Source organism: Paenarthrobacter sp. MSM-2-10-13 (assembly GCF_011605365.1).
GTDB lineage: Bacteria > Actinomycetota > Actinomycetes > Actinomycetales > Micrococcaceae > Arthrobacter.
The window spans coordinates 1-11,842 of sequence record NZ_JAAOXO010000015.1; the positions used below are offsets into that span (position 1 = coordinate 1).

General features: G+C 62.0%; 10 protein-coding genes and 1 pseudogene. 3 read left to right on the forward strand and 8 right to left on the reverse strand.

Going from position 1 to position 11,842, the window contains the following annotated elements:
- On the forward strand, positions 1-1,190 hold a 1,190-nt coding region (locus HAV21_RS20365; protein WP_166842934.1), incomplete at its 5' end, for a chromosome partitioning protein ParB.
- 389 nt (positions 1,191-1,579) lie between these two features.
- Here the strand turns inward: HAV21_RS20365 and HAV21_RS20370 are convergent.
- On the reverse strand, positions 1,580-1,960 hold the full coding sequence (locus HAV21_RS20370; protein WP_208097290.1) for a hypothetical protein: 381 nt from the start codon (positions 1,958-1,960) through the stop codon (positions 1,580-1,582).
- Positions 1,961-2,395: 435 nt separating this feature from the next.
- Here HAV21_RS20370 and mobF point away from each other — a divergent pair, with 435 nt between their 5' ends.
- Entirely contained in the window at positions 2,396-6,877 is a 4,482-nt protein-coding gene (gene mobF, locus HAV21_RS20375) for a MobF family relaxase (protein WP_243753412.1), read from the forward strand.
- An 89-nt stretch (positions 6,878-6,966) separates the two neighbouring features.
- On the opposite strand, the gene HAV21_RS20380 is transcribed toward mobF, so the two are convergent.
- The 6 genes and pseudogenes from HAV21_RS20380 to HAV21_RS20400 form a co-directional block, all read right to left on the reverse strand.
- Positions 6,967-7,377 (reverse strand): ParB N-terminal domain-containing protein, encoded by a 411-nt coding sequence (locus HAV21_RS20380; protein ID WP_166842936.1) that lies wholly within the window; start codon positions 7,375-7,377, stop codon positions 6,967-6,969.
- Positions 7,378-7,437: 60 nt separating this feature from the next.
- Positions 7,438-8,037 (reverse strand): hypothetical protein, encoded by a 600-nt coding sequence (locus HAV21_RS20385; RefSeq protein WP_243753403.1) that lies wholly within the window; start codon positions 8,035-8,037, stop codon positions 7,438-7,440.
- A 253-nt stretch (positions 8,038-8,290) separates the two neighbouring features.
- Positions 8,291-8,617 (reverse strand): ROK family protein, encoded by a 327-nt coding sequence (locus HAV21_RS22530; RefSeq protein WP_279539029.1) that lies wholly within the window; start codon positions 8,615-8,617, stop codon positions 8,291-8,293.
- 79 nt (positions 8,618-8,696) lie between these two features.
- Positions 8,697-8,894: pseudogene (locus HAV21_RS22535) on the reverse strand (ROK family protein); the annotation flags it as partial.
- Between the two features lie 295 nt (positions 8,895-9,189).
- The gene (locus tag HAV21_RS20395; RefSeq protein ID WP_208097292.1) at positions 9,190-9,405 is read right to left on the reverse strand and encodes a hypothetical protein; all 216 of its coding nucleotides are present in this window, start codon (positions 9,403-9,405) and stop codon (positions 9,190-9,192) included.
- An 85-nt stretch (positions 9,406-9,490) separates the two neighbouring features.
- On the reverse strand, positions 9,491-10,144 hold the full coding sequence (locus HAV21_RS20400; protein ID WP_166842937.1) for an aminotransferase class I/II-fold pyridoxal phosphate-dependent enzyme: 654 nt from the start codon (positions 10,142-10,144) through the stop codon (positions 9,491-9,493).
- 176 nt (positions 10,145-10,320) lie between these two features.
- Between HAV21_RS20400 and HAV21_RS20405 the strand changes: the two genes are divergently transcribed.
- On the forward strand, positions 10,321-10,551 hold the full coding sequence (locus tag HAV21_RS20405; RefSeq protein ID WP_166842938.1) for a hypothetical protein: 231 nt from the start codon (positions 10,321-10,323) through the stop codon (positions 10,549-10,551).
- A 623-nt stretch (positions 10,552-11,174) separates the two neighbouring features.
- On the opposite strand, the gene HAV21_RS20410 is transcribed toward HAV21_RS20405, so the two are convergent.
- Positions 11,175-11,834, reverse strand: coding sequence for a TetR/AcrR family transcriptional regulator (locus HAV21_RS20410; protein ID WP_028271802.1), 660 nt, complete (start codon positions 11,832-11,834; stop codon positions 11,175-11,177).
- Between the last annotated feature and the right edge of the window lie 8 nt (positions 11,835-11,842).

The window sequence follows — 11,842 nt, forward strand, 5'->3', positions numbered from 1 at the left end:
ATGTCCTGATGGGGCAGCGCCGCACCCGCGCCGCCGTCGAAGCCCAGCGCACGGAAATCCCGGTGATGATCATCGACAGCCCCGAGGAAGCCGAACGCATCGTGACACAGGTGGTGGAGAACATCCAGCGCGCGGAACTGACCGAGGCTGACGAAGCGGACGCCTACCATCAACTATCCCTGATCGGCGTTTCAGCGGCAGCGATCGCCAAGAAGACCGGACGGAAAAAGACCACCGTCGAAGGAGCTTTGAAGGCCAAGGCATCCGGGGCCGGGTCCGCCGCCCTGGGCCGAGGATGGAGCATCGAAGAAGCTCTCATCATGGCCGAGTTCGAAGGTGACGAGGAAGCAACAGCTGAGTTGGAATCGGTCATCCAGGACGAACCCGACCAACTGTTCCACGTGGCCCAGCAGCTGCGGGACGAGCGCGAACGAGCAGCCGCGTTGGATGCCCTGATTGAGGGGCTGAAAGCCGAAGGCAAAGCCATTGTTGAGGACGCCGGAAACTACGGAGACGAAGAGAACCTCTTCGTCTCAGCAGCCAACCGCGCAGACGGAGAACCGGCAACCGACGAGGACGCCAACGCAGCCTATGTTTCAACCAACTACCGGGGCGAGCACACCGCAAAGCCTGTCATCGCTGGATGGAAGGAACTGGGATTCACAGCGAAGTATGAGCGCTATGACGGCGGCAGCAACGTCCAGAAAGGCCCCATGACCGACGAACAGAAGGCCGAGCGGAAAGCCCTGATCGCCAACAATAAAGCCGCCGAATCGGCAACCACGGTACGCCGGGAATTCGTCAAGAACCTGTTGGCGAAGAAGCAAGCACCGAAGGGCTGGCAGTACTTCACCGCACACGCACTCACCCACCACCCCGAAACGGCCAGCGGCTATGACGGCAAAGTGGCCGCCGAAATGGTTGGAGCAAAGTCCGAAGAGTCAGACCGGTGGGGATGGAACCCACTCCGGGATCACGTGGCCAAGTCCACGACACGGCCCGAGTTCTCACTCATCGCACTTGTTTGCGCCGGGTATGAGAAGACCATCGCCAAGGACTCATGGCGGTCACCCTCCCACACCCACCGGGACTACCTGAACCAGTTGGTCCTGTGGGGATATACCGCAAGTGAGACCGAACAAATGATCATCGACAGCGGCAAGCCGGTGGAGGAAACCGAAGCGGCATAAGAACCCCTTGCCGGGCGGAAACCCCCACCGCCCGGCAAGGCCCCCGGCCACTCGCCACGGTAGGGCAGGGAACCTTCCAAACGTCGGGCGGTCCGCCGCCCTGGGCGAACCAAAGCAGCCAATCACCAGCGACGGACCGCCAGTCCGCGCAACCAGGAAGACACCCACCAACGGGCCGCGCCACAGGACATCCCGGCTACTCGATCGACTCACCGCCGAGAAGCTATGTCAGACGCAGCACCATCCTTTCAGCTATGCTGGATCCAGATTTTCCTTTGCCGAGGAGCAGCGAAGGGCCGGTTCAACAACCGGCCCTTTTCTGTTTAAGTGGACATAGAAGTGTGGGCCGCGATCTCAATCGCGACCCACACTTCTATTCGATAGTTCTACTAGGCTGCGTGCTCGTCAGCCGGCACTTCCGGGTTCTCATCTGGCCGCTGGGAAACCATGTCAGCCATACGCTTGACCTCCGCACTGCTGATGCCAAGCCTCGCCGCAACGGCGGCTCTTCCTTCACCGGCAGTCAACATGGCCTGAACTCTTTCAGCGGCCGCGTGAACTGCGCTCTCTGCGTCTTTCTCTGCTCTGGCAATCAGGGCATCGGCCTTCTGCCGCGCGTCCGATCGAATGAAGTCCGCTTGCCCCTGTTGTTCGAAGAACTCCGCGGCCAGGTCGATCAGCTTTTCGTGACGTTCAGTCAACTCGCGCGCCTTTGCCCTGGCCTTCTCGCGTGCCGCCAACTGCTGTGCTGATTTCCGTGGTGCTGCCATGTCTTGGGTCCCTCCCCTTGGGTGATCTGCGAACCAAACCTAACGGCTAGCGCCGGGCTGGGTTCACAGCCGGCGGCTCGCGCCGCAATGGTCCTCGCTTACGCTCGGGCTGGCCGTGCCCGGGCTGCCCCCACGTGGACAGCTCCGAGATAAGGACGGTCTCTCCGCTGCCCACCCGGGGATAACCCGGGCAGCGGTTCTACACAATCGAACGAACCGTGGATAACGAAAAGCATGTTACCCACCGCCCATTCTCATGTGCAGAACCGCATCAAAACCTTGATGGCCCGATCTTACCCTTTTTCGCCCTGTTCCATTGAGCCCCGCTCGCAAGCTCCCATCAGCCAATTCCACAGACCCAAAAAGACCAATATCTGTCACACCTCATGCATCATCGATAAGTGAGGCCGTTTCGCGAGTATGCTGGGTTTCGTGATGACCGTGCACAAGCTCAGTGCCGGCGACGGATACACGTACTACACACGTGAGGTCGCCAGTGGTGATGAGCTGCGCGCAGGCAACCGCGAGCTGGGCGATTACTACACGGTGGACGGCAATCCTCCTGGCCAGTGGGGCGGGGGAGGATCCTCCCATCTGGACGTTTCCGGTGAGGTCACCGAAGCGCAAATGGCCGCACTATTCGGTGAAGGATTGCACCCGAATGCAACCGCCATCTTGGAGTCTGACCCCAAAGCGGACGTCTCCCTGGGACAGAAATACCGTCAGGCCAACCAGAAAGACAACGAACTTCAAGCACGCATCAACCGGGCCACCGGCGACTACAAACGCATGAACCACCGCGAGCCTGACGCGGACAACCGACGCCTGATCCGGACCAAGGAAGGCGCTCAGTACTTCCGCGAGCTCAACGGACGCAACCCCGCCGACAAGGAAGAACTGGGCAAGTTCATCACCGCCCAGACCAAGCCAGCAGCGCAGACAGTCGCCGGGTACGACCTCGTCTTTGCACCGGCAAAATCGGCATCAGTTCTATGGGCCATTGGCGGCGATGAGGCACGCAAAGAGATCGAAGCGGCCCACAATGAAGCCATCGAAGAGACCATGCGTTACCTCGAACAAGAAGCCACCTTCACCCGACGTGGACGCAACGGCGTACGCCAAGAAGACGTGGACGGCGGCCTGATCTACACCAAGTTCCGTCACTACGACTCCCGCAACGGAGACCCGCAGCTGCACGATCACATCGTGGTCTCCAACAAGGTTCTTGGTGCGGACGGTAAGTGGTCAAGCCTCGACGGGCGGCTGCTTTACCAGTTCAATGTGGCTGCCTCCGAGATGTACAACAGGGTGGTCATGGAGAAGATCTGCACCCGCCTTGGTGTCGGTCTGAAGGAACGCAAAGTCAACGGTGATCGCCCGGTGATCGAGATCGCCGGTGTCGATGTTGCTGCCATCGAAGCGGCATCTTCCCGACGTGCCGGCATCAAGCCGGTTCTCGATGGACTCACGGCAGAGTTCACCGAAAAGCACGGCTATGCGCCAAACAAGAAGCAGCTGATTGCCCTTGCCCAGCAGGCCACCCTGGACACGCGCCCGAGCAAAAAGGAAGCACGCCAGCTCTCCGCCCTGGTAGACGAATGGATGGATGAGCTTGGCAGCATTCCCGGCGTAGTCGTCGGCCCTGCAGCAGTAGAGAAGGCACGCGAACACCGGCATGATGCACGTACCGAGGACGCCCAGGGAGACCACCTTCCATGGATGGTTGCCCACGCTGACGAGATCGATCCGGCCATTGAAGCCGAAGGCGTCATAGCGCGTCTGGAGCAGAGCCGGGGAGTGTGGGGCGAGCACCACATCAGGGCAGAAGCAACCAGGCGACTGGGGTCACGGCTCGGTGAAATGCCCATCCCCAAAGCACTCCTGGAACAGGTCACAGCACGCGCGACAGACCAGTTCTCACTGCGCATCACACCCCAAACGCCTACCCCCGAGATCGACGCACTGCGCCTGTCCAACGGTGCATCAAAGTACGGCAAACCGCACTCCACCCTGTACACCTCGGCGGGGATCCTCCACAGCGAAGACCGGCTACTGACAGCGGCGCAAAGCGTCGTCATTCCCGCAGCAACAGTCGATTCATTCGACGCGGCATTGGCACGCCAGGAGAAGACGTTCGACGCCGGACAGTTGCGCATGGCCAAAGAGTTTGCGTGCAGCGACCGGCTGTTGCTCGTCGGCGTTGGCCCGGCCGGAGCCGGAAAAACCACGGCACTCAAGCTCGCAGCGGACACCATCAGGAAAGCAGGCGGACGGGTCTTCGGACTTGCACCCACCGCCGTGGCCGCCGCGGTGATGGGAACCGAACTCGGAGCCACGGCAACCACCATTGACTCCTTCGTGCTCGCCCACACCAAAGGCTCCAACGATGAGAAGAACACACCCAAACCGGGCGACGTGATCATCATCGATGAGGCCGGAATGGTCGGCACCCAACGGTTCGCCGCAGCGGTCACCATCGCAGAGCAATACGGCGCAGTGGTCCGTGCACTCGGTGATGACCAGCAGCTTTCAGCAGTGGGCTCCGGCGGCGCACTGCGCTTGTTGAAGAACACCGTCGGAGCAGTTCACTTGGAGGATCTGCACCGGTTCCGGAACACTGACGGGACAGCGAACGAAGCAGAAGCAGTAGCCACACTGGCCCTCCGCGAACCGCCTGTTCATGGAGTCGACGACCCGTGGACGTTCTACCGAGAGAACCGCCGCGTCGTCGGTGGTGACGCGGCGACCATGACGTCCCAGGTGTTCGAGGCATGGCAGAAAGACACCAACGCCGGCAAGCACTCCATCATGATGGCGTTCGACAATGCCACCGTCGCTGAACTGAACGCCCGCGCCCAGGCGTACCGGATCGCCACCGGGGAACTGGACTCCACGACCCCCGCAGCCCTGCTGCGCGACGGGCTGACCGCCCGTGCCGGGGACATCATTGTCACCCGTAAGAACAACCGTCGCTTGGCCACCAACAGGGGCAAGGACTTCGTCAAGAACAACGACGTGTGGAATGTTCTCGGTGCCCACGAGGACGGTTCCTTGACCGTCCGGCACCATGGCCACCAAGGCACCGTCACCCTCCCCGCAGATTACGTGCGGGACAACACGATGCTCGGATACGCGGCAACCATCCACCGCACCCAGGGCGTCACGTGCGACACCGTGCACGCCCTGATCAGCTCCGGACTGTCCCGATCCCTGGCCTACGTCGCAGCTTCCCGCGGCCGATACTCCAACAAGCTCTACGGCATCGTGGGCGACGGGGAGTCCATGGAGGACGTACTGACAGCCGTGGCCGCCAACCACGACGGCAACCTCACCGCGCACGAACAGATGGACGCCGCCCGCGCCCAAGCACGGTCGCTGCCGGAAATGTCCGAGCAGTACAGAGACATTGATGTCCAAGCCAACGAGCTGCGCATGGCGAACATCGCCCGCCGCGAACTTGGCGAAGGAGTAGCAGGGGCGTTCACGAAGTCCACCGCCTGGGGAGCAGTCTCCACGCACCTGCGCGCGGCCGAGAACGAAGGTTTCAACCTCGTCACCTTGCTCAAAGACAGCGTCAATGAGGAAGACTTCGGCGCATCCGCGGATCCCGCAGCGGTGCTTGCTTGGCGGGTTGAGGACCGCCTTGACCGGTGGCGTTCACGCGCGGCCGATCCCGGCCGCCGGCCCCTGGAGTCAATCACCGATGAGGCGCTGGAACGGCTCGACCGTCGCGCAGTCAGTGAGCTGATGCGTGCCAAAGCCGAAGCAGCACGCACACCTGGTGCCGAGACTCCGGACCGCAAAGACCTTGCCCGCAACTGGATGGCCGAACGGAAAGATACTCCGTGGCAGCGGCGCCTCCATGGCCACCTCAGCGACGACGACCTGGCCACACGCCTGCGCGCTGCACAGCAGCAAGGACGCACGGACACGACCATCAACGACCCCGCGGCCGCGCGTAAAGCACAATGGCTGGCATCGTCGCTGCACAAGGAACAATCCCTCCGCGAACTGATGGCCCCCGAAGCGCGGGCCGATGAAACCTACGAACGTGGCGCCCTGAGTAACTACCGCCGGGACGAAACTGCGCCCAAGGTTGAAGCAGCCGCGCAAATCCACCGGAGGATCCGCGCTGAAATCGAACTGCGCCGTCAACTGCCCGCACCCGTCGGCGCGGAACCAGCAGCTGACCGGTTGCCGGCATGGATGGCACCTGCCGACGTCGCAACCCACGACGACACCCCGGCTCTGTGGCGGAAGGAACTTGCCGCGCGCCGGGAGATCATGGCCACCGAAGTCACCCGGCTTGGTGCCCAGCTCACGGCCGAACCTCCAACCTGGGCAGCTGCCCTTGGACCGGTTCCGTCCGATCCTGCACGACAGGAACAGTGGCGGCAGCTCGCCGTGGAAATCTCCACCTACCGTGACATGTACCGGATCCCGGCCATCGAAACTGCCCCAGTCCCCGCAGACCACCAAGACAAGGGTCTCGGGTCGGAACTGACTGCGCGGGTCACTGCCATGCACAAGTACACCGCCCAGACCACCAAGGAACCGTTGTCGGGCGCTGATGCATCACTTATGGCCGAAGCCGCCCACGTCGAGGCCGCCGTGAAGGAAACCCCAACGCCGGCAGAAGACGTCGTGGACGAACTACAGCAGGCCCGAGGCGCGGAAGCCCAGCTCAGCCCAGCACAGGAACGCGCCGAACGCATGGCCGCGCTTGCGCGTAAGGTTCGCGAGAACCGTGCCAAGCGCCAAGGCAAAGAACCAGAGAACCGGAACTCAGAAGCCGTTAAGGAAGCCCTGGAACAGATCAAGGCCCGTCGTGCTGAAGAACAAGCGCGGCGTGACCAACCCCGGCGTGACGACGACCAGGCGCCACGCCAGGATCGAGGACCCGGGTTCGGTCGCTAGGGAACCACCTTGCACAGGATCAGCAAGCTGGGTGTCGGCAACCGCGGGAGCCAGACAGCTGCGCCAGGTGCTCAGAAAATGTCAGCCGGCTATTCCGATCGCAGTATTTGGGCGCGGAAGGATTCCTCGCCTCGAATCCGAGCTGCTGCCCAGCGATGATTGCCGTCGACGAGAACCGTCCGGCCATCCCGGAGCTCAACAGCGAGTGGGCCTTGAGCTCCCCACGATGAGGGTTCTTCGTCGAAAGTGCGGTCTGCCACCTCCAGGTAGAACTGCAGAACGTCGCGTCTCACAACGCCCTGAATGCTCGCATCTATCAAGGTCAGAGGTACTTCACCGGGTGCATCCAGTGCAACTCGTCCCCGCGCCCATTCCGAAATTAACGAGGAAGCTTCCTGGTCATCAAAGACGGAGGCCTGTGGCAGGCCGAACTCGCTGGTTGAAATCAAGTGGAGGCCCTCGTCGGCATCCCATCCGGCTAGAGCACTGATATCCATCATTAGTCCTCGAGTTCCTCCGGAGGCCCAAACATGCTCATTTGAGAAGCGTTATAAGTCTCTTCAGGAGTGGGCAGATGCAGCCTCTGTCTGGGTGTCCCATCGCTTCTGGGCTCCTTGGCGGCTGATACCGAATGCCCTGCCGATTTTCTCCCAAGAGATGCCTTCTGCCCGGGCAGAGGCCACGGCGTCATCGAGCTGCGCCTCAATCTTTTTGAGGTCTTGGCCGAGGGCCCGGATGGTGTGGAGGGACAGGTCCGGAGCGACGTGTCGAAGCCAGCGTTCCTGAAAGAGCGGTTCCAGGTCCTCCCGGTCACTGACATAGCTAGGGTCATCGCTGGAAGGATCGCCCGCGTACAGGCGTCCCGCCGCAAAATCCTCGTCGGCCGGGTCCCAGACCCGCGTCCACAGCGGATCCAGGATCACATGTTTACGGAATGGTTCGCAGCTGCAGGCGACCTTCCAGCCGACCACCTGAGACGGCGGCCGCCACTGGCGGCTGTCTGGATCGTCGTTCTCCCAGACCGTCTTGCCTTCCGGTGTCAGCAGGCTGATCTGCATATGCGTCCCGCCGGAGCCGTACATGCCGTCCGCGAACACACAGACAACATAGCCTTCATGGTTGCTTCCCTCGGCAAACCAGCCCATTGTGCTTCCCTCCATCGGTCTCCGGTTGCTACAGTGACAGTATGCATTGACGCAACTAAAGTTGCCAATGGTCTAACGCAGATGCAACTTTACTTGTCATAATCGCGGTTATCGGCGTCCGGGAATCGAGTCGAACAGCTGCAGGCACAGGGCGGGCGCCCGGCTTATGAATCGTCCCGCCCAACGCTGTTGCTCGAGCACATTCATGGACCCGACGCCATCACTGGGTCGCGACCGGTGAATTTACGATGCCAGAGCATTGTCGATGTTATTGGCTGGCGGCCAGCATCTGGAGATTCTCCGGGGCCAGGACGTGATCGAGTGCCATGATGGCCGCGCCGGTGATGCAGGCATCGGCCCCTGTCCGGGCTGGGACGATGGATAGGTTCTGCGTGGCCAAGGGCGTTGATCGGGCGTAGACAACTTCCCGCATCCCCGCTATCAGTTGTTCTCCAGCCTCAGCCATGGAGCCTCCGATCACAATAATGGAGGGGTTTAGAAGGCTCACGCACATATTCAGGACTTCCCCGATGTCCCTCCCCGCTTGGCGCGTGATCTGGCTGGCGAGCAGGTTTCCCTGACGGACAGTTGCCATGACGTCTGTCGTGCGGGACGTCCACACGGGCAGAGCGCAGGGCGCGGGCCACGGCGGGGCGGCCTGCGATGGCCTCGAGGCATCCGATATTGCCGCGACGGCAGGCAATCCCGGCGGCCCTGTTGACGGCGATGTGCCCCACGTCGCCGGCGGTGCCATATTCTCCGCGCTGCAACTGTCCGCTGCTGATGATTCCCGATCCGATGCCTGTGGCTACTTTGAGGAACAGCATGTTGTCCGTGTCCGGCCAAGATACCGCCCGCTCGCCCAAGGCCATGATATTGACGTCGTTATCCAGAGAACGGCGACGTCAAAGGTGCGTTGAACATAGCTTGGGAACGTCGAAACCGTCCCAGCCGGGCATGATGGGCGGCTGGGAGGGCTTCCCCGTCGAGTGTTCGACTGGCCCTGGCAGGCCAATGCCTACCGCGATCAGCCCCTTCTGGCTTGACCGCCGCCGACGACCGTCACCCAGCTAGCGACACGCAGAGCCAGCTGCTAGGCGTGATTACGTCAGGCTACGTTTCCGCAAGATCTGTTCGCCGATTCGTCTCTCGGGCCCGCGGGTTGCCTTACCAGTTCTGATGTTCGCGGGTCAGGCCGAAGGGCACGGCATCGCTAAGGGCGACCGTGAATGATTTGTAGTCATGCCTCGTTACCAGGATTCCTTGGCGCCCTTGATGCAATGCCCGCGTCCTCGCGACAGCCACGGCTTCGTCGAGCCCGCGTTCCATGCCGGCACGGTCGGTTGCGATCACGGTGATTGGCAGGTCAATGGTTCTTTGCATGGTCCAACTTTCTCGTGTCTCGATTGTGAGGCGCGCTCTCGCGGGCCGCCGCTGCCTCTGACCGCCCCCGGCACCTCTAGCAAGCTCATCCTTGCCCTGCCAACCCGCTGGTGGCTGCCCCTCGATGAAGCTCCGTAAGCGCCTGTGCCAGCAAGGGAAACGCATGTGCCCTTGTTTCTGGACGCAGACCGAGGTTGATCCGCACGCGACCGGGGACACCGAAGCACGCATTCCCCGGCGCCACAAGGAGGCCAAACTCCTCCGCTATGCTGCCGCACCACGCATCCACGTCGGGAACGTCCACTTCGGGAAAAACGGTCGTGCCGCCGTCGGGCACCGTGAGCCGAATTCCGGGCACCCTGTCGCACAGGGCCGCGAGTTCGACGTAACTGTCGTAGACCAATGATTTGGCACGGGACAACAGCGCTTCGCTGTTGTCCAGCGCCACCTTCCCGATCACCTCAGTTGTCACAGCAGGCGATCGGGACGTCCAGCGCTGGAGCGAGCGCACGTCATCAACAACCATTGTGGGTCCCGCCGCCCAGCCCAAGCGGAGTCCCGGAAGACCGTAAACCTTGGACAGGCTTCCAACCGAAACGCCGTTAGGCACCAAAGCGGCAACGGCCGGTGGTATCTCCTGGACTCCCAGCGGCAGCCCGCGATAGACCTCGTCAACGACCAGAAGCCCGCCAACGCTGGCCAGTTTGGTGGCGATCTCGGTCAGCATATCGGCGGTCAATACTTCTCGGACCCAACGCCTTCCTGTCCCTCGCCCGCGAAAACTACCGCAACAACGCACCCAACCTCCGCGACCTCACGGACACGCTCACCTACCCGGGCTTCTGGAAATTTGCTGCCGAAAACATTCCCGCGACGCTTCAGCAGGTCCGCACTGCGGTCAGCAAGAAAGCCTTCGTGGAGGAAGCCCGCAAATTCGTGCCGGCCATCGAATCAGCCGACGTGGTCAAGGGCGTGCGCGGGATCCGCGCGCAGGCCCTCAACGCGGACGGAAGCCTCGTAGACGACTTCGTCATCCGCTCCACAGGGCGACTCGTTCAAGTCCGCAACGCACCCTCCCCCGGGGCCACGGCTTCCCTCGCCATCGCCGAACACATCGTTGAAGAAGCCCTCGCGCAAGCGGGATAGGAATAGGAGACGGGGTGTACCGATTCCTGAGCTGGTCCGCCCATGGCTATCGCGGACCGTGACCAAAAATGGCCGAGGGCCGAGAATCTCGGCACCCGGCACTACTAGGTTTAGGTACACCCCAACCTGACGTCGGGGCGCCTGACGTGGGAAGACTTGCCCCGTAGGTGGAGCTCCGGCCTGGTTCTCAGACACCTGACGAACCGCAGGAGGTGACATCACCCGCCCCTTCGCTAAGCGACTTCCATCAAGACCTGATTCTTCGGACTATTTTGATAGTTCTCGGGCTACCGCAGCTCGGTTTCCTGCCCCTCCAACTGTCAGGGTGGGATCTGAGAACATCATGAGCCACCGTCAACAATGCGGAATTTCGCGCTATTCTGACGCCAGACCGGCGCCGCAACTTGCCCGCGCTCCCCGTCACCCTGTCCAACGCTGCTCTAGGGCGAGGCGACCTCAGAGAAACTTTTACGGGCAAGGCGTGCGGGAACCCTCACACGGCTCCTGCTTCGTGGCATTACCCGATAGCTACTTGACCGAATATCCATTCTCGGCGTTGCCGTGGCCCCGTGGCGGGGAACGGCGGCCGCCTCTATCGGGAACCGATTAGTGAAGCATCGTCTTCAAAGTGTATTCAGCGCTTCCACGGGGGTCTCGGTACCAGATGACCACCCTGCATTTTCTTCCGGCACAAGGATCAGGTCGAGGTAGCCCTTGAGGATGCCGGGCACGTCCACGGTGTCAGGATTGAGGAGCCACTCGGTTTGAATTCCTTCCCATAGAGCCACGATGGTAGGGCCCGCGACATCTGGGTCGACGCCCGGCCGAAGCCGGCCAATGCTCGCGAGGTACCGCAGCTCCCCACTGTATTCCTTCCGAAGCCGGGCGAAGCGTTGGACGAAGTAGTTACGGGCCGGGTGGTCCTCAGTCGTGGCTTCTCCGGAGAGGACGGAGTAGAGCTCTACGAGGTGGGGAATCCGCTCATTGTGTTTCGCCTGCCGCACGATGGTTTCGGCAAACCGCTCCCGTGTGCCCGGGGTGCTCGTGGAGATCCGGTCGCGGTACTCGAGCACCGCCACGAGCAGCTGAGCCTTGGTGGGGAAATGGTGGAGGAGTGTGGTCTGGTTGATCCCTGCCCGGTCCGCGACGTCCTGGATGCTGCCGCCGTTGTAGCCCCGTGACCCGAAGACCTCTACGGCGGCTTCAAGAATTTGCCGTTGGCGCTCAGCGGTCTTGGCGTAGGGGCCGCGCGGGCCTGAGCGTGCGTTCGCCTTCTTAGTCATGGAATCCA

What these genes read in the sequence shown, in the direction of transcription:
- HAV21_RS20370 (WP_208097290.1), bottom strand. Translation starts at nt 1,960, where the DNA reads ATGGCAGCACCACGGAAATCAGCACAGCAGTTGGCGGCACGCGAGAAG.
- mobF (WP_243753412.1), top strand. Translation starts at nt 2,396, where the DNA reads ATGACCGTGCACAAGCTCAGTGCCGGCGACGGATACACGTACTACACA.
- HAV21_RS20380 (WP_166842936.1), bottom strand. Translation starts at nt 7,377, where the DNA reads ATGATGGATATCAGTGCTCTAGCCGGATGGGATGCCGACGAGGGCCTC.
- HAV21_RS20385 (WP_243753403.1), bottom strand. Translation starts at nt 8,037, where the DNA reads ATGGAGGGAAGCACAATGGGCTGGTTTGCCGAGGGAAGCAACCATGAA.
- HAV21_RS22530 (WP_279539029.1), bottom strand. Translation starts at nt 8,617, where the DNA reads ATGGCAACTGTCCGTCAGGGAAACCTGCTCGCCAGCCAGATCACGCGC.
- HAV21_RS20395 (WP_208097292.1), bottom strand. Translation starts at nt 9,405, where the DNA reads ATGCAAAGAACCATTGACCTGCCAATCACCGTGATCGCAACCGACCGT.
- HAV21_RS20410 (WP_028271802.1), bottom strand. Translation starts at nt 11,834, where the DNA reads ATGACTAAGAAGGCGAACGCACGCTCAGGCCCGCGCGGCCCCTACGCC.